Origin of the sequence: Paenibacillus sp. P13VS (genome assembly GCF_015143645.1) — a bacterium.
GTDB lineage: Bacteria > Bacillota > Bacilli > Paenibacillales > Paenibacillaceae > Paenibacillus > Paenibacillus xylanilyticus_A.
On record NZ_WYEV01000006.1, the window covers coordinates 298,126 to 315,470 of the forward strand.

A 17,345-nucleotide genomic window follows, 5' to 3' on the forward strand; every position below is an offset into this window, starting at 1 on the left:
GACTGAATGCTTGTGATATTCTTCTAAAATATTTACATATAAATAGACCGAATTATCTAATTTAGCCAGTTTTAATTTACAAAACCAGGACTTCACCTTTTATTTACTACGGGATTAAACAATCAAGTATCTCTAGACCTAAAAACACTTTCGAAAATGAAGCGTATTTTTAATAACAATTTACTTTTTATGCTATTTTTCATTGGATTCAATATCAAAATACACAAAAAGAAATGTAAAAAAGCTCACATCATTGTTCTAAATAGAACGGTACATGTGAGCTTCCTTGACTTAATATATTCAAATTTTTCCACTACTAATATTTTGAACATTGAAAAATAAGCCAGACCTCCCTTTTCATAGGGCCTGGCTTATTTATGCATTTTCGTTTACATTTCAAAGATTAAGACAGGGATCATAATAGGCGCAATCATGCCGTTTCATGCTTTTTGCCCGTTTCCAGGTTATAGACTTGCGTATGTTCATTCTCTGCGAGTGTCCATTCCAACGTGCCTGGTTTGCGCAATTTCCACATGAGGGCCTGAACCCGCAAAGATCTTCTCACCCAGGCGAGCGAAGCACAGCGTTTCTCGGAGCGGACCGTCAGTCCCCAGTGAATGACACGGGCAAGCCATGGATTCACATAGGTATTGTGGCTGCGAACAGATGGCAATTCATCCTGGAACAGCCGCTTTTTCACGTCCAAAGGAGGCTGCCCACATGTCCAATAGTGAAGAAGAGCTGACAGACTATAGATGTCTGACATCGGCCCCTGACTGGATTTCTCGGAATAGAATTCAAGCGGTGAATATCCGGAAGATGTGAAAATGGCCTGTTTATCCCCAGATTGCATCGGCCAGCGAGCAGCCGAACCGAAATCCAGCAGCATCGGCGTTCCGTCCTCCATAATCATAATGTTGGAAGGCTTCACATCCCGGTGAATAATTCCCTGTTTATGAATGTAATCCAGCGTATCCACCAGAGGCAGCAGTGTCCCTTGAATAAATGCAGGGTCCAGGGCATGGTCATTTTCTTGCAAATACTCGTTCAGCATCATCCCGCTGCAGTATTCGGTAATCAGATACCCTGTATCGTTTTCTTCAAAATGGTCTATGTACGTAATGATATGAGGATGACTCAGGCCGGATAACAATTCGCCTTCGACCAGGAAGGAAGCAAGCAGCTCCTGATACTGCCCGCCAAAACCGCGCGAAGAACAGTACACTCCCCGCTTGTCTGATTGCCGCGAAGCCAGTCTCTGCGGGAAAAATTCCTTAATGGCGACCTTCGCTCCTGTATTTTTGTCTCTACCTGCATATACAATAGCCAGCTCGCTGCTGGCAAGTACCTGTCTCACCTGATATGTATCGTTTAGAATGACATTGCGCTGCAGTGCCACTTTGTAATTGTCTTTTCTCATAACAGACCCTCTTTTCAACCTTGTCGATCGGAAGACTTGCCGCATGTTGCATTACTCTGTCTTAATCAGCAGACGTTTCATCGCCAACCATCTATATAAACCAATCATATCAATTTGAAACACATTTATGTGGAAATAATAAAATAAATTACGATACCTACTCTATACTAGTCTATACCTGATAGAATTACAAAAGCTTAGGTAAGTCATAAACTACTTATCTCATACTGTTATCGACAGACGGGGCGGATTTGGTTAATAGACTTGAATCCTCTGATCCGCCCTGCCTAGGCTATATTAATAGTTTTGTTGTAAAAACTTGCGAATCTCCTCGTTCATCTGAATGAGCACATCCTGTGAAGGAAAATGACCCGTGTCGTACTTGACGGCCTGTACATTCGGAATAATTTTCTGAGCTCGTTCGATGACCTTATCCCCAGGGAAAAAGACATCCTTCTCTCCGACCAGCAGCAGCGTTGGCGATGTATAGTTCACCAGCTCTTCCCGTTCCGTAAGCTTAGGGTTATCCTGCTCCATGCTGACGTATTTGAAGATTTTGCCCATAATATTTTTATCCATTTCCTTCATGCAGTTGCATGACATGGTGCCTGTAATTTTTTGCAAAGAAGATGGCGAAGAAGTCATCCGGTATTTCACAAGTGGAAGAACAATGTCCTGAGCTGTTTTAAATTTCGAACCCACAGCCAGTCCTGCTGGTGATACCAAAACGGAACATGCAATACGCTCCGGAATATAGGTAGCCAGTCTAAGGATAATTCCACCGCCAAAAGAAGGCCCGATAAACGCACTTTTTTCAATCTTGTAGTGGTCCAGCAAGTCGGAAACCCACAAGGCCAGACTGTCAAACCTCGCCGAGATTCGTGTCTCTTCACTGTAACCGGGGTGACCGATCGTATCGGGAGCAATAATTCGGTAATCCTTGAATAAGGAAGAAAACCAGGACAACGTCATTGGATTCACACAGTTTCCGCCTTGGAGAATAAACAGTGGTTTTCCGTCCTCCGGCCCTGTCAGCAATACATGTGTTTGACCAAAACGTGTCTCCACATATTCCCGCTCAATGCCCTCGCCCAGATTTGCCAGATAGGCTTCATAATCCTCCAGAATACTGCTCTTGCCTTCTTCACTTCTATAAATGGAACTCATGTCTGCCTCCTGCAATGTGTACTCTACCCTCTAATTTGACGAAAAAGGGATGGACCAAAAAGATAAAGAGGGCCTGCAGATGACAGGCTCCTCCATATGTGTAACTTATCATATTCAGATGATTATAGAATGGAAATTGGAAATTGTAAATATCGTTTCTAATAGACTACATATAATGGAACATACGTACAGAATTTTTGCTTATTTTCGCCCGTAATCCGCCTTGATTTCGCCCCACTGTTTCGTCTGCCATTTCAACACTTTATTGCTGTACGTATTCGTACGCAGCCATTGTTCCGCACGGTCTATCATGAGCCATATCTCTTCCGTTGAGTTATCCCGAGGCAGCGTGGTGGATACTTTCTTTTGCTTCAGCCACTTCATGGCATTCACCGAGTCGGTATATACGGTCTTGTTGCTTCCTTCTTTTTTGAGATGCGCCAAGGCATGCACGATAGCCAAAAACTCACCAAGGTTGTTCGTTCCCTTGGAAATCGGTCCTACGGAGAAAATAATCTCTCCCGTGCGCGTATCCACACCTTTATATTCTACAGGTCCCGGATTTCCGCGTGTGCCCACGTCAACCGAAATACTGTCATAGTCTACTTCCTCCGATGTCTCCATCCCTGCGCTTCTGCCGCTGCTGACCGATTTGCTTTTGGAAGAAGCACCTGCTCCACTCGAGGCTGTCCCCCAGTTCCCTTTCCACCCGGCACGATATGCCTCTTCGGCTGCTGATCTGGATTCGTATGATTTATATTTTGCTCCGGTAAAATGATCCGTCTGTGCTTTGCATTCCGCCCACGTATTATACACACCTGGCTTCTTGCCTTCCCAGACGACATAGTATTTCTGTTTCGCCATCGTTACCCGCTCCTTCGTTTGCTGCAATCAATACCCTATTGTAATCGAAAGGAAGGGGTGAATGAAAGCACTCGATGGACAATCGTTCAGTTCACCGTCACCCTTACTTCCAACTCCTCACCATATCCAAGGCTACGACCAGAAGCTTTCTTTCATTATGTCTGATTTGTTCCTCAAGGACTTGCTCACATGTATGTTTTTGTTCTTCGGATAGCTTATCCTTTAGCTGCTCCAGCAGCATAAATGATTGTGCACACACTTCCAGGCTGGTATCACCTATAAACGGAATGATGTGCTCTATATGTAATATGTAATCCAAATGTTCAAGAGCGTATAAAAATATTGCCCTGCTTCCTGATGTTCCGGGGTCCATGAGCGCTTGAATTAAAGGCTCGAGAACTCTATCATCTTGTATCGGCTCTTCGGAATCTTCCTGGGAAAGAAGTTCCTGTATTATCTTCGTATGCATCGTACGTTGTATCACTCCTCGTTTGTTAGCAGAAAGGAACCTCCTTAATAACATCGGTCATTTTCTTCATTTGAAACGTAGTATAATGGTCCTTTTGTTTTTGGGACTATTTTCCCCGCCGTCAGCGAATCACTAATGAACTGTATAATCCATCCATATCTCGAACAGGCTAAACCAAAGCAGATACACGACTCGGTATAGAAGGGAATGTGACCATGGACTGGATATGGAAATCGATCTTACTTGTGCTGGTTGGCATGGTGCTGCTGCGAATTGCAGGACGAAAATCCATCTCGCAGATGAGTGTGGCCACGACGGTTATCATGATTTCAATCGGGACAACGATTGTGCAGCCTATCGCAAATCACGAACTTGGCAAAGCCATTGGATCCGCTGCGGTTTTTATTGCGACCTTGCTTGTGGTTGAGGTGCTTCAGATGAAGTTCAATGTGTTCGAACGACTCATGAGCGGGAGTTCCAAAGTCGTTGTTGAAGATGGTCAAGTCATTATCCCCAACCTGAAGCGCATGCGTTACACCATGGATCAACTGGAGATGCACCTCCGGCAAAGCGGAATTTCGAGCATCGATGATCTGGAGACTGCCACAGTTGAGCCTAATGGTCAACTTGGCTATGTCTTGAAACGACATGCCCGTCCAGTAACCATCGGAGATTTGGAAGAACTGCTGAACGGCAAAGGGTTAGCTAGTGCTCAGCAGATCGGGAACAGCCGATCCGGCATACCAGAGACCTCTGTAAACGACCAAGAGCAGAACACAAACGGTTCTTTGTCCCCAGGCGGCAGCTCCACTGATATTTTCGAGGAAGTCAGCAAGGGCTCTCACTCCAAACCTATCGACCCCAAATTGCAATAACCCCATTCTCGCTGCTCCACAAAAAAGACCGTTCCTGCCAGCAACACAACATTGCTCTTGCAGAATACGGTCTGTTTTTTCTCCACTCATCTGTGTATCTACTCTTATTTTACTTTCTTACATTACCGTGTACTCAGATAGGCTATACCCAATTCACCCGTAACCGGATTTTCGTAAATTTCACAATCCACCTCAAACACTTCACCGATCATCTCACGTGTCAATATATCAGCAGGTTTACCATGAACCACGATCTGTCCCCGCTTCACCACATACAGATAGTCGCAGTATTCGGCTGCCAGTTCGAGATCATGGAGTGCTGCGAGGATACCAATATCCAGGCCTCGTACAATATTAAGAATTTGAAGCTGGTACTTGATGTCCAGATGATTGGTCGGCTCGTCCAAAATGAGAAATCCAGGCTGCTGTGCCAGTACACGGGCCAGGATGACACGCTGCTTCTCTCCACCGGACAAAGATACGTAATTGCGGTCCGCATGTCCAGACAGATGTACCTTTTCAAGCGCCTGCTCCACAATCTGGGCATCCTGCTGATTATCGGTTTCCAGCAGCTTTTTGTGTGGTGTCCGGCCCATCATGACCATCTCACGTACCGTAAAATCAAAGCTCAGTTCGTTGAACTGTCCCACAACACCCATATGACGGGATACAATCTTCGGACTGGATTTCAGAATGTCCTTATCGCCGAGTAATACACTGCCCTGCTGTGGTTTGATCACTTTATAGATGCTCTTGAGCAGCGTTGACTTGCCGCAACCATTCGGTCCAATGATTCCGACAAATTGCTTGTCGTTCACCTGTAACGAAATATTTCGGATGATGTCCGTATTCAGCACCGATATGGATACATTTTCTACGTTCAGTTTCATGGTTATTTCCCTCCAAAACCGTAGCCTTTTTTGACCAGCATATACATAAACATCGGTGCACCAATCATGGCCGTAATAATTCCAATCGGCAGTTCAACACTGGATATCAGAGATCTTGCGATGACATCCGTCCAGATGAGGAAAATAGCTCCGAATAATACCGACACGGGCATGACTTTGCGATGGTCTGAGCCAACCATACCTCTTACGATATGCGGAATAATGAGTCCCACAAAACCGATCATCCCGCAGCTCGATACCATAACACCAGTAACAAGTGCTGTTAACAGCATGTACAGTCTGCGATATACACTAAGATTAATGCCCAGCGTCACAGCCGCTTCATCCCCGAGAAGCATCGTATTGAGCACACGGGATTGCAGCAGGAAAAACAGAATCGCTACCAGAACGACAATACTGATCAGCGGGAGCTTGTTCCAGCCTGAAGCCGCGAGGCTGCCCATCGTCCAGAATGTGACGGTTCGAATGCCTTCAGCATTGTTTGCAAAGTAAATGATAAAGTTCGAGAACGCACTGCATAGTGCGTTAATGACCATCCCGGCAAGTACCAGCTTGACGGATGTCATTTTGCCACGGATCCCTGCAAGTGTAAGTACCAGCAAGGATGCACCCATGGCACCGGCAAAAGCCCAAAAGGCTACACCCGTTTGACCTAACCAGCTAATGGAACCGAATCCGATCAAAATCGCAAACGTTGCTCCGAGTGAAGCTCCTGAGGATATACCTAATATGTAAGGATCAGCGAGTGGATTCTGCACTGCAGCCTGCATGACGGCACCACAGAGCGCCAGACCTGCCCCGATAAACATGGCCATTAATACACGCGGAAAACGAATCTGCCAGATGATATCGGTGAAGGAACCGGCCTCAATTGGCGCTGCTCCAAGCTGAAAGCCCGTGATTTTGTAGAGCAGAATACGATAGGACTCGACCAGCGGAATATGCACCTGACCTATGGATACGGCTATCCCTACCGATACAAGCATGAATATGACCAGTGCTGCAAGAAGTAATGCGAAACCGGATTTGCTGTGAATCAAAGACTTGGGTTTACCCACGTGCTGGGTCTGCATTTGTACTGTTTGTGCCATTTCTTCCCCCATCACTTCCACGAGAATGTTAAGATCTAAAAATTCAGCTTTTTACAACGCTTTTGTTCGGATTATAATTGAGAATGATTATCTTTGTCAATTTAAAACATGACTGCACTATTCTCTTGACAATGGTTTGATATAAAACTATATTAGGATTATGAAAACAAGAGATGCCATATCACTCATATCCAAAATTAAAGAGAGTTCCAACCGTTTTATCGTATCCGAGATGACCAAGCATGGGGTTCAGGATATTGCCACTTCACATGGCGACATTATCTATGCTCTGTATCACCGACCTCAGATGACCATGGCGGAGATCGCCAAAAAAATCGGCAAGGACAAATCTACCGTCACAGCACTTGTCGACAAGCTGGTTCGCATGGGATACGTCATCAAGGAGAGAAGTGACGAGGATACGCGTGTTGTTCATGTAGCACTTACATCTAAAGGCGAGGATCTCAAGCCCGTTTTTGAAGAAATCTCCCAGAACCTGCTGAATGTCTTTTACGCGGATATCACAGAAACAGAGAAAGAGGAACTGCTTCGAATTTTGATGAAAATTCACAGCAATTTCTAAATTTTTTTGGATAAATAGTTTGATATAAAACTAAATTGGAGGAGGAATTATACATGAAGGACTACACCAAATCCCTGCCCGACCATACCTCACGATACATTGGGGAACAGGATTTGTATCTGGAGATCTTTGAGGGAGATGAAATTCAAGGGAGAAGTAATCACAGACCCCCTCTCCTATTCGTTCACGGTGCCTACACAGGCAGCTGGATGTGGAGTAAATACATCCCTCATTTCGTTCAAGAGGGCTGGACTTGTTATGTGATGAATCTGAGAAGTCATTACAAGAGCAGGGTGCAGGACATGACCCGAGTGACCTTCGAAGATTACCTGGAGGATATTCGGGAAATCATGACTGAGTGCGGGGAGCCGCCTATCCTCATTGGATTCAGCATGGGCGGCATTCTTAGTCAAAAACTTGCAGAAAGCTCTCCCCTTCGAGGATTGGTCGTGATCGATTCCAGTCTCAGCCAGGAAGTTCTTCGCTCCGTGCCGTATGCTGAAGTGGATCGCGTAACGCCTGGCCTCGTCGTTCCTGCACCCGTTCATCATGAGCTGACCAGCATAGATGAATCGGCAGAGGACATCGCTTTCCAGCGCAAGTACTTGGCCATGGAATCATCGCAGGCCTTCAGCACATTCTCCGCGTTCTTTGGTGGTGAGGACGTGGTATCCATTAATGGTGAGTCCATTACATGTCCTGGTCTCGTCATCAAAGCCGTGTCCAGTGAGGAAGAGGATCTGCGAGGCCGATTAACCGCTGAGCAGCTTCATGCGGAATATGCCGGTCTATGGCACACGACACATACCGGTTTGCTCGTCGGTCAAAGGTACAATGAAGCAGTCGAGATTATCCTGGAGTGGCTAAACCGGAATGAGATAAGTTCTGGGGTATAACAAAAGCAAAAAACCGTCCATCAATGATGGACGGTTTGCGTTTTCACTTTTTTTTCTTAAACCAATAGATCCCTGCCATGAGAATAAACCACACCGGCGTAACAAACAGCGCCACCCGCGTATCCTCTGCCAATGCCAGAACAACCAGCACAAACGCGAGGAAAGCCAAAATCAAGTAGTTGGAAAATGGATAAAGCGGCAGCTTGAAGTGACTCCGGCTAGCGATCTCCGGCTGGGTACGGCGGTATTTCAGGTGACAGATCACCATAATGCCCCAGACAAAGATAAAGCAAACGGTCGAAACACTTGTGATCAGTGTGAACACGCCCTCAGGCATGACATAATTCAGAATAATGGCAACCAGAATAACCAGCGTTGAGAAAAAGAGTGCATTGGAAGGCACCTTTCGGCCATTCAGGCGGGCAAAGGATTCCGGTGCATTCCGATCCTTGGCCATGGAGAAGACCATACGGCTTGTACTGAAAATGGCACTGTTGCACGCCGAAGCTGCAGATGTCAGTACCACGAAATTCACGATCCCGGCGGCTGTCGCAATACCTACAGCTGCAAATACCTGTACAAAGGGACTTTCACTCGGCACAATCGCTTTCCACGGATAGATGCTCATAATAATCAGCAATGCACCCACATAGAAGAGCAGCACACGGATCGGAATTTGGTTAATGGCCTTCGGTATAACCTTCTCCGGATTCTCCGTCTCCCCTGCGGTCAGTCCGACCAGCTCCATGCCGACAAAAGCAAACACCACCATCTGGAACGAAATAATGAAGCCATGCATGCCATTCGGGAACCATCCCCCATGACTCCACAGATTGGTGAAGCTTGCCGTCCCCTGATCTGTGGTAAAACCTTTAAATATCATATATAGACCTACAACTATAAGAGCCAGAATGGCAATCACTTTGATTAAAGCAAACCAAAATTCCATCTCGCCGAACAGCTTCACTGTTGCCAGGTTCATGATTAACAAAATGACTAATGCAATTAAACCAGGCATCCATTGCGGTACATTCGGAAACCAGAACTGCGTATACATGCCGACAGCCGTAATGTCCGCCATAGCAATGGAAATCCAGCAGAACCAGTAGGTCCAGCCTGTAATAAACGCCGCCATATTTCCCAGGTAATCACGCACGAAATCCACAAAGGAGTGATACTGCAGGTTGCTTAACAACAGTTCTCCCAATGCACGCATGATCAAAAATAAAACCACACCTGTGATGATATACGCCAGTAGGATCGACGGTCCTGTCAGTTGAATTGTCTTGCCCGCTCCCAGAAAGAGGCCTGTCCCAATCGCACCTCCAATCGCCATAAGCTGGACATGTCTGTTCTTTAATCCCCGTGTTAATGTTTCTTGCTGCATGGTAAACCACCACTCTCTTTCTGAACATGCTCTCTAGGTTGCTGAAACTTGTATACAACACATCATATAATAATCTGACCAGAATACATATCCTTCATTTATGATTTTTTTCACGCCAAAGAGGCCACCTCTTCTAACAAGGCGCCCTCTAGTTTGGGTCATCGTTATTTTTGCTTATAGAACTCATGATACAGCTTCATTAGCGCCCGTTTCTCAATTCGCGATACATAGGAGCGTGAAATACCCAGTTCCTTGGCAATTTCGCGCTGGGTCCGTTCTTCCCCGCCAGCCTCCAGGCCGAATCGGCCAATGACGACTTCCTTCTCCCGGTCATCGAGAATGTCGAGGTTGCGATAGATTTTACTTTTTTCAATCTTAAGCTGCACCTTGTCTACGACATCATCCGCTTCGGTTCCAAGGATATCGATTAATGTAATTTCGTTGCCCTCTTTGTCCGTTCCGATGGGATCATGAAGGGAGACGTCTTTGCGTGTTTTCTTCAGGGACCGCAGGTGCATCAGAATTTCATTCTCTATACAGCGGGCCGCAAATGTGGCGAGTTTGGTTCCTTTGCCTTGCTGAAAGCTTTCGATGGCCTTGATCAAGCCGATCGTTCCGATCGAGATCAGATCTTCCAGATCTTCACCCGTATTGTCGAACTTCTTGACGATATGCGCAACAAGGCGCAGATTGTGTTCAATGAGCAAGTTGCGGGAGTGGGCGTTGCCTTCAGCCATGAGGCGCAGGTGTTTGGCTTCTTCGTCCTCAGCCAGGGGCTGGGGAAACGCATTATTTTTGACATACGAGACGAGCAGCGTTAACTCTTTGATGAACAAGGCAATTGCAGTAAACAATCCGGGCACAGATGACACCTCCTGCAGTTTTACAACGATCTGGCCTGAGCACGTGAAGGAACAGGGTCGATCTATTGTATGTAGGCGGGGGCCCAGAAGTGCACGTACACTTGAAAAAGGGAACGTTTCCTTGATGATTGAATGGATAGATGATAGTCAACGCTACTGCTTAATGCTTGCCTGTGTCAGTCCATCCCTTGGCATGAGTACTACGTACTCACTTCAACAATGGAGCCAACCTTCTGCAGGAGCAGAAATTCTTTTTGGACACTCTCAATGAAATACGTTTTCTCTCCCAATATCACAACATCATTCTCGGCTAATGCCACATCGCTTTTGAAATAAATAAAGTTATCTGCGCCTCTGAATGCGCCTTTATAGTAGTACAAACGGTCACCTTCTCCTGGAAAAAATGATATTAATGATTATTAAGCTTCTGGATATAAGTCTAATCGGCTCTCCGCGAATGACCCAAAATCTACTTCTTAAAGAGACACTTTACAGGATGTAATATGTTCAATAAAGGGAGTTAGTTGAATTTTCGACAATAATACTAAATTTTCGACAATTTATGACGATAATATCTATGTTTCTTATGTGGGCATGTATATACATGCAGAAACGATAAATTACTCCGAAGGGGAAGTCATGTCCAATGTTCTCAACGTTCAAAAAAAAGGTAAGCACTCTGCTTGTAACCGTACTGACGGTTACTTCTGTCTCTGCTGTTTACGCAGAAGCAGGTACAAATTCTCCAGGGGACAGTGCATCACTTGTTAGTACCACCATTACGCTTCAAAGCACGCGCAGCCCAGCCTCAGAAACGGATCCTGTAACCTTTGTAGCATCGGTCCATCCGGATAGTTCTTCTACTATTCGCGAGGATCCAACGGGTACAGTGACGTTGAAGGATGGGGACACCGTAATTGGCACTGCCAGTGTAGTCAATGATTCCATCCCCAGCAGAGCACTGATTTCGGTAAGAAATCTGGATGCCGGTGAACATCAGATTACAGCCGAGTATAGTGGCAACAGTACATTTGGCGGCAGCATTTCCGATCCAGTTTTACAGACGGTATCCACTACGGCGACACCTCCTTCGGAACATCCGACGGTCACGGAGGTTACTTACCTCTATCCTCCCCGGTCTGGGGAACCGTTTACGCTTGACATTAGCACCAAAACAAACCCGCAATATTACCAGGATATCGCTGGAACCGTCATCCTTATGGACGGCGACAAGGAACTAGCTGCGCTTCCGATGTTTCCTAAAGGCGTTTCCAACGGTCATGCAAGAACATCATATACAATAAGCGATTTAAGTGCTGGAGATCACCACATTACTGCTAAATATTATGGTGACACCAGATTCGGTATCGCTGATAGCGTCTCAGCTATAGTACTCCAAGTGGCAGAAGGAAATGGGACAAATACGCCAGTGCCAACCCCTACACCATCAAATGGAGAAGGCACAACTCCTCCGGAGGGCAGTGAAAACCTGTTTAATACGACTGTTACAATTGAAAGCACACGCAACCCGGCCTCAGAAGGAGAGCCCATTGCGTTTATGGCGAGAGTGAGCAGAAACTATAATGATACGTACGACATGCCGACAGGTACAGTCACCTTCAAAGATGGAGATATCGTACTCGGTACTGCTGAGGTCGGAACGGATGTAACCAAACCGGATCTCGCATTCTATTCCGTAAGAAGCTTAAGTGCTGGAGATCATCAGATTACCGCGGAGTACAATGGAAACCGCACCTTCAAGGGCAGCACTTCAGCTCCGCTAACCCAAACGATAACAGCTGAAGCAGCTTCTGCAACAGAACATCCGACAGTGACGAAGGTTACCAGTTATCTGAACCCATCCAAGTATGGAAACGCGGTAACCTTTTACGTAAGAGCAGAAACAAAACCACAAATATCCCGTGATATTGCAGGATCTGTAATCCTCATGGATGGCGACACGGAATTAGCTACACTTGCCATGTGGCCGGACGGTGTTGCGAATGGTGTGGCCAAAGCCTATTTCACTACAAGTGATCTAAGTGTCGGAGATCACCCGATCACGGCTAAATATTATGGCGATGCCAGACACGGAGTAGCTGACAGTACCTCTGAAGTAATGGTGCAAGTTGTACAAGGAAGCGGTGGCACACCGTCCAATCCACCAACAGTACCAGGTGGCGACACAACTCCATCCAGTCCAACAACAGGTTCGAGTTCAGGTTCGACCCCAACCGCTCCTGTTACTTCTAAACCGCAAGAACCAGCTGTACCAGGAACAACAACGGAGCAGCCAAGCACGCCGGAACAATCCGAGGATTACCAGGATCCCAACGATATTTTCAGAAGCCGGGTAGTGAACGCAGATAGCAACGTAATTGCCGGTGTTCAATCCAGAATCGCTGAGATCCTCAGCAAAGGGGATGACTTCGTAACCTTACAGTTTGGTGATGTTCAACAGCATTGGGCGATACCGTCTATCGAAAAATTGACCAAGCTGGGCGTAATCAAAGGTTACCCTACTGGCGGGTTCGAGCCTGATGAACAAATTACCCGTGCAGAATTTGCAGCCATGATCAACCGTGCGTTTGTGGATATGGCATCACGTGAAGTCAACCTGAATGAAGAGGATTTCGCAGCATACCGTGATATTAACAATCGCTGGTCTACCAATGACCTCAAGAGACTGGTAGCCGTTGGCGTATTGAACGGATACGAGGACGGTTCCATCCGTCCGGATAAAACCATTTCCCGTCAGGAAATGGCTCTGATCATCACACGTGTATTGAATTCACTTATACTGAACATCGATACATCCCATGTACAATTTGCTGATTTGAATGGAGCATTCGGTGCAGATGCCATCCGAAAAGCAGCTGCTCTAGGAATCTTCGAAGGTAAAAATGAGCGTTCCTTTGACCCCAACGGCGGAGCAACGCGCGCAGAAGCAATTGAAACCATTTTGAAGACTTATCGTTTAAGTCCAGCCATCAAAGAGTCATTGGAAAGTTTGAAGTAACGATTCCAGTTAAGATATTATTTCAATAATATCCTTTTTAACTGCTTTATAACATTTCAAAAACCGCTAACGAAAGATGACGTTAGCGGTTTTTATTTCGTTAAAATATTCCCCGGCATACGAATGCCGCGCCATCCACTTACATCACATTGTCCATATGTATTATCACCGACAGCAACCAACGTACCGTCTGATTGAAACCCTACGGTATGGGCACAGCCTGCCGCTACGGCAACAATATTGCGCCAGTCACTTACATTACACTGGCCATACGTATTCCATCCTGCAGCCGAAACCGTACCGTCTGCTTTCAGGCCAATCGTATGATTACTCCCCACCGCAATCGCCACCATCCCGTGCCAGCTGCCTACATCGCATTGACCATGTTTATTACTACCCACGGCCGTTACTGTACCATCTGATTGCAGACCAGCCGAATGGAGATAACCCGCAGCGATCATTACAACATTACGCCAGCCACTGACTTCACATTGGTGATATCGGTTATTCCCTGCAGCCAGGACTGTTCCGTCAGCTTTCAGGCCGAGGGTATGCCAGTCTCCTGCAGTTATTGCCACTATATGATTCCAATTACTTACCTGGCATTGACCTTCTTGATGCCGACCCACAGCGACGACCGTACCATCCGACTGAAGACCGATGGTGTGGCGCCAACCTGCCGCTATAGCTACAATATCGTGCCAGTTGGTTACCTCGCACTGGCCATCCTTATTCCAACCCACAGCTGCCACGGTGCCATCCAATTTCAGTGCTATAGTGTGAACATTGCCTGTATTTGTAGCCATATGTACATTACCTGCTGCGACTGTAATGATATCCCGCCAGCCGCTGACTTCACATTGACCCATTTTATTATCACCAACAGCTACCACCTGACCGTCAGATGTAAGCCCAACGGTATGACGACGTCCCGCCGCGATCGGATCTTTGGGCCACTTTCTCACCTGCAACCTCGCTTTATTCAGGGAACCATGTTCCATGCTGAAGCACCTCCCTTGAAGCAAGTTTCTTGCGATAGTCCATTTCTTAACTTAACTTTCCTGAACTACTCTTCTTTTTGCCTGAAGCACATTTTGCCCAGAAGAAGTCCTGTGCCCGAGGAACAAATCAGATATCCAAAGAACAAAAAAACCAAGAAAACAGCATGAAGATCTTCAGGAATCTGAAGTACACCTTCAAACCAAGCCAAACGAAAAGGATACAGCAGCGCTACCCAGATGATCAGCAAAACTAGAATAAAATTAATGATTTTCCTCACTATAATGATCCTTTCAGGGCCTGTATGGTGTCCGTTATGTTATACCAATAATACTTCAATCAGGATGGTTTGTCTTTTTCTAGTTAAAACTGCAAAAAAGCCTCTGCTCCACATTACGCGGAGCAGAGGCTTCCTCCTTCCATCTTACTGCCTAGACTCAGCTGAGCGGTGCAGGCTCCACAACGTCCGGGATTTCCGGCATACGCTGTTTGCGTTCCATCCCCAGACTGATCACAAGCCCAAGCAAGCCCAGAGCCGCAATGACTGCAGCGTATAAAGGTACTGAAATAAGTCCCGTATGCGTAATCGCAAACCCGCCAATATAAGCTCCACCTGCATTCCCCAGGTTAAACGCGGAGTGGCTTGATGTGGTCGCAAGCAGCGGTGCTTCGCGTGTCATATTCATGATCCGAATCTGCAGACCCGGCATAATCCCGAACGCCGCAACACCCCAGCAGAAGATTGTAATGACCGCCAGATATGGATTCTCCAGCGTCAAAGTGAGTGCAGCCAAAAGTACAGCCAGCACGCCGAAGTTGACCATCAGGGACGGCATCAGTTTCCAGTCGGCCAGCCGGCCGCCCAGCATGTTCCCGAGCGTCACACCAACGCCGAACAGTACCAGTATCCACGTTACACTCTGCTCCGCAAAACCGCTGATATCCACCAGCATCGGTGTAATATAAGTAAATACCGCGAAGAGGCTTCCACAGCCCATGGCACCAATGAGCAGTATTAATAGCACCTGAGGACGAACAAGATTACGGAACTGCTGTCCGAGGTTCGCCGGCTCCCCTTGCGAAATAACCGGAATGAATCGAATGATACCAATCAATGAGATGACGCCCAGGATCGTAATGGCTCCAAAGGATGATCTCCATCCGAGCTGTTGGCCGATAAATGTACCGAAGGGTACCCCGATAATATTCGCAATCGTAAGTCCTGCAAGTACAACGGAGACAGCACCTGCTCTTCTCTCGGGTGCAACCAGGCGGGTTGCCATGAGTGAACCTACACCAAGAAACGTACCATGTGCAAATGCCGTCAAAATGCGTGCCGAAATCAGCAAGCCATACGTTGGTGCAATAACGGATAGTGCATTACCGATAATAAAAATGCACATCAGCAGGATCAGCAGTTTTTTCTGCGGTATCTTATGGGTAAACACGGTCAAAATGGGTGCGCCAACCGCGACACCCAGGGCATAGCCCGTAATCAACTGCCCTGCTTGAGGAATGCTCACATGCAGATCAGCAGCCACATTCGGCAGCAATCCCATAATGATAAACTCAGTCATCCCAATAGCGAATGCTCCTACCGTCAGGCATAGAAGGGATAACGGAAATGCCCCTCCTTTTCCCGATTTCGAAGCACGTCGTTCTGTCTTGTTCATATGATGTTCTCTTCTCCTGTCCATCTTCTGTCTCTTTTTTTTGGTTATTCCCTGTTACGATTTCAGGATCACATTTGGGCTGCTTTTAGCCACATCGCCTCGTTCAAGGACTCGAACGTTTCCAGCATCGCAAGCTTGTTCTGCCACTGTGCCGGGATGCCGCTCCGACCATAATAAGCACCAGCAATCTGACCGTACACCGCACCGGTTGTATCCGCATCATCACCGAGATTAACGGCTAGCAGTGCACCTTCTTCAAATGTGGAAGATTTATGGAACGCCCATAATGCGGCTTCCAACGAACGGACGACATATCCGCTTCCCTGAATTTCAGGCGGTTCCTTATCGCGGTAAGATCCACGCACGACCTCTTCAATGGCTGGGGTAAAAGAAGACTCACTCCTCCACTGACGGCATGTCTCAGGCAGCAGCATGGTGTGTTTGTCTGCTCCGCGCAACCCTGCAACCAGAATAGCCGCAAGCACCTCGCAAGCTTCCAGGCTTTCCGCTGCTGCGTGTGTCGTGCGGGAGCTCAGCTTCGCATAATGTACAGCATCCTGCGGATGGCCCGCATACACCATAGCGACTGGTGCAAGCCGCATAATTGATCCGTTACCAGCCGTCATCGGATCGGTAGATCCGCTGTAAGGCTCTCCGGTCTTCCTGAACCTTTCCAGCGCATTTCGCGTAGCCCCGCCGATATCAAAGCATGTTCCGGTACTGCTCATGTAGCCGACTTCATACCAATTCGTGTATCTGCGCATCTGATCCGCCGGATCAAAATGTTCTTTTCTCACCAGACTTTCGGCCAGACATAGCGCCATTGACGTGTCATCCGTCCACTGTCCGGGAGCCAGGCCAAACACACCGCCCCCCACAATATCGGTTACAGGCTCAAATGTGCCTGGGCTGCTAAACTCCACTGTCGTTCCCAGTGCATCTCCTGCCGCTAGTCCAAGTAAGCATCCATTGAACCGATCCTTATCCAGCATCGCCGGTCCCTCCTCTGCGTTCTTATTTCCAACATATCTCTTCCATTCTCCCACAGGGGCTGTTCTGTCGTAAAGAATTTTAAAAAGATGCAGCATGGCTTCTTCGAATCGTACAAATGTCCACGGGCTCCCTTCT

At 47.0% G+C, this 17,345-nt stretch carries 17 protein-coding genes; 4 read left to right on the top strand and 13 right to left on the bottom strand.

The window, feature by feature from the left end; translation table 11 throughout:
- Positions 1–430 precede the first annotated feature (430 nt).
- From GUA98_RS17595 to GUA98_RS17610, 4 genes are all read right to left on the bottom strand, one after another.
- The gene (locus GUA98_RS17595; protein ID WP_153979504.1) at positions 431–1,420 is read right to left on the bottom strand and encodes a serine/threonine protein kinase; all 990 of its coding nucleotides are present in this window, start codon (positions 1,418–1,420) and stop codon (positions 431–433) included.
- A 297-nt stretch (positions 1,421–1,717) separates the two neighbouring features.
- Entirely contained in the window at positions 1,718–2,587 is an 870-nt protein-coding gene (locus GUA98_RS17600) for an alpha/beta fold hydrolase (protein WP_153979505.1), read from the bottom strand.
- A 201-nt stretch (positions 2,588–2,788) separates the two neighbouring features.
- Positions 2,789–3,451, bottom strand: coding sequence for a ribonuclease H (rnhA, locus tag GUA98_RS17605; RefSeq protein WP_153979506.1), 663 nt, complete (start codon positions 3,449–3,451; stop codon positions 2,789–2,791).
- Positions 3,452–3,554: 103 nt separating this feature from the next.
- Positions 3,555–3,920: a hypothetical protein gene (locus GUA98_RS17610; RefSeq protein ID WP_153979507.1), complete on the bottom strand. Its 366-nt coding sequence runs from the start codon at positions 3,918–3,920 to the stop codon at positions 3,555–3,557.
- 215 nt (positions 3,921–4,135) lie between these two features.
- Here GUA98_RS17610 and GUA98_RS17615 point away from each other — a divergent pair, with 215 nt between their 5' ends.
- On the top strand, positions 4,136–4,795 hold the full coding sequence (locus GUA98_RS17615) for a DUF421 domain-containing protein (RefSeq protein ID WP_227779732.1): 660 nt from the start codon (positions 4,136–4,138) through the stop codon (positions 4,793–4,795).
- Positions 4,796–4,917: 122 nt separating this feature from the next.
- On the opposite strand, the gene GUA98_RS17620 is transcribed toward GUA98_RS17615, so the two are convergent.
- Both GUA98_RS17620 and GUA98_RS17625 read right to left on the bottom strand, forming a co-directional pair.
- Positions 4,918–5,685 carry an ABC transporter ATP-binding protein gene (locus tag GUA98_RS17620; RefSeq protein ID WP_193723928.1) on the bottom strand — a complete coding sequence of 256 codons (768 nt, stop codon included), beginning with the start codon at positions 5,683–5,685 and terminating at the stop codon, positions 4,918–4,920.
- 2 nt (positions 5,686–5,687) lie between these two features.
- On the bottom strand, positions 5,688–6,797 hold the full coding sequence (locus GUA98_RS17625; RefSeq protein ID WP_193723929.1) for a FecCD family ABC transporter permease: 1,110 nt from the start codon (positions 6,795–6,797) through the stop codon (positions 5,688–5,690).
- A gap of 160 nt (positions 6,798–6,957) precedes the next feature.
- Here GUA98_RS17625 and GUA98_RS17630 point away from each other — a divergent pair, with 160 nt between their 5' ends.
- Both GUA98_RS17630 and GUA98_RS17635 read left to right on the top strand, forming a co-directional pair.
- Positions 6,958–7,380, top strand: a complete 423-nt coding sequence (locus GUA98_RS17630) for a MarR family winged helix-turn-helix transcriptional regulator (RefSeq protein WP_095289762.1) — start codon at positions 6,958–6,960, stop codon at positions 7,378–7,380.
- 53 nt (positions 7,381–7,433) lie between these two features.
- Complete coding sequence (locus GUA98_RS17635) at positions 7,434–8,276, top strand: alpha/beta hydrolase (protein ID WP_193723930.1); 843 nt, start codon at positions 7,434–7,436, stop codon at positions 8,274–8,276.
- 43 nt (positions 8,277–8,319) lie between these two features.
- On the opposite strand, the gene GUA98_RS17640 is transcribed toward GUA98_RS17635, so the two are convergent.
- The 3 genes from GUA98_RS17640 to GUA98_RS17650 all read right to left on the bottom strand — a co-directional run bounded on the left by GUA98_RS17640 (position 8,320) and on the right by GUA98_RS17650 (position 10,906).
- Positions 8,320–9,663 (bottom strand): amino acid permease, encoded by a 1,344-nt coding sequence (locus tag GUA98_RS17640; RefSeq protein WP_193723931.1) that lies wholly within the window; start codon positions 9,661–9,663, stop codon positions 8,320–8,322.
- 164 nt (positions 9,664–9,827) lie between these two features.
- Positions 9,828–10,526 carry an RNA polymerase sporulation sigma factor SigK gene (gene sigK, locus GUA98_RS17645; RefSeq protein WP_095289757.1) on the bottom strand — a complete coding sequence of 233 codons (699 nt, stop codon included), beginning with the start codon at positions 10,524–10,526 and terminating at the stop codon, positions 9,828–9,830.
- Between the two features lie 200 nt (positions 10,527–10,726).
- Positions 10,727–10,906: a hypothetical protein gene (locus GUA98_RS17650; RefSeq protein WP_193723932.1), complete on the bottom strand. Its 180-nt coding sequence runs from the start codon at positions 10,904–10,906 to the stop codon at positions 10,727–10,729.
- Between the two features lie 266 nt (positions 10,907–11,172).
- Here GUA98_RS17650 and GUA98_RS17655 point away from each other — a divergent pair, with 266 nt between their 5' ends.
- On the top strand, positions 11,173–13,545 hold the full coding sequence (locus tag GUA98_RS17655) for an Ig-like domain repeat protein (protein WP_193723933.1): 2,373 nt from the start codon (positions 11,173–11,175) through the stop codon (positions 13,543–13,545).
- A gap of 92 nt (positions 13,546–13,637) precedes the next feature.
- On the opposite strand, the gene GUA98_RS17660 is transcribed toward GUA98_RS17655, so the two are convergent.
- From GUA98_RS17660 to GUA98_RS17670, 4 genes are all read right to left on the bottom strand, one after another.
- Positions 13,638–14,546, bottom strand: coding sequence for an RCC1 domain-containing protein (locus GUA98_RS17660; protein WP_193723934.1), 909 nt, complete (start codon positions 14,544–14,546; stop codon positions 13,638–13,640).
- 65 nt (positions 14,547–14,611) lie between these two features.
- A complete protein-coding gene (locus GUA98_RS29630) occupies positions 14,612–14,794 on the bottom strand; it encodes a hypothetical protein (RefSeq protein ID WP_146239869.1) in 183 nt (60 codons plus the stop codon).
- Between the two features lie 187 nt (positions 14,795–14,981).
- On the bottom strand, positions 14,982–16,217 hold the full coding sequence (locus GUA98_RS17665) for an MFS transporter (RefSeq protein WP_193723935.1): 1,236 nt from the start codon (positions 16,215–16,217) through the stop codon (positions 14,982–14,984).
- A gap of 68 nt (positions 16,218–16,285) precedes the next feature.
- Positions 16,286–17,209: an ADP-ribosylglycohydrolase family protein gene (locus GUA98_RS17670; protein ID WP_193723936.1), complete on the bottom strand. Its 924-nt coding sequence runs from the start codon at positions 17,207–17,209 to the stop codon at positions 16,286–16,288.
- Positions 17,210–17,345: the final 136 nt, after the last annotated feature.

Bases quoted from the DNA above. Each gene is read 5' to 3' on its own strand.
- GUA98_RS17630 (WP_095289762.1), top strand. From the start codon at position 6,958: ATGAAAACAAGAGATGCCATATCACTCATATCCAAAATTAAAGAGAGT.
- rnhA (WP_153979506.1), bottom strand. From the start codon at position 3,451: ATGGCGAAACAGAAATACTATGTCGTCTGGGAAGGCAAGAAGCCAGGT.
- GUA98_RS17620 (WP_193723928.1), bottom strand. From the start codon at position 5,685: ATGAAACTGAACGTAGAAAATGTATCCATATCGGTGCTGAATACGGAC.
- GUA98_RS17595 (WP_153979504.1), bottom strand. From the start codon at position 1,420: ATGAGAAAAGACAATTACAAAGTGGCACTGCAGCGCAATGTCATTCTA.
- GUA98_RS17610 (WP_153979507.1), bottom strand. From the start codon at position 3,920: ATGCATACGAAGATAATACAGGAACTTCTTTCCCAGGAAGATTCCGAA.
- GUA98_RS17665 (WP_193723935.1), bottom strand. From the start codon at position 16,217: ATGAACAAGACAGAACGACGTGCTTCGAAATCGGGAAAAGGAGGGGCA.
- GUA98_RS17615 (WP_227779732.1), top strand. From the start codon at position 4,136: ATGGACTGGATATGGAAATCGATCTTACTTGTGCTGGTTGGCATGGTG.
- GUA98_RS17660 (WP_193723934.1), bottom strand. From the start codon at position 14,546: ATGGAACATGGTTCCCTGAATAAAGCGAGGTTGCAGGTGAGAAAGTGG.
- GUA98_RS17625 (WP_193723929.1), bottom strand. From the start codon at position 6,797: ATGGCACAAACAGTACAAATGCAGACCCAGCACGTGGGTAAACCCAAG.
- GUA98_RS17670 (WP_193723936.1), bottom strand. From the start codon at position 17,209: ATGCTGGATAAGGATCGGTTCAATGGATGCTTACTTGGACTAGCGGCA.
- GUA98_RS17635 (WP_193723930.1), top strand. From the start codon at position 7,434: ATGAAGGACTACACCAAATCCCTGCCCGACCATACCTCACGATACATT.
- GUA98_RS17640 (WP_193723931.1), bottom strand. From the start codon at position 9,663: ATGCAGCAAGAAACATTAACACGGGGATTAAAGAACAGACATGTCCAG.
- GUA98_RS17600 (WP_153979505.1), bottom strand. From the start codon at position 2,587: ATGAGTTCCATTTATAGAAGTGAAGAAGGCAAGAGCAGTATTCTGGAG.
- GUA98_RS17655 (WP_193723933.1), top strand. From the start codon at position 11,173: ATGTTCTCAACGTTCAAAAAAAAGGTAAGCACTCTGCTTGTAACCGTA.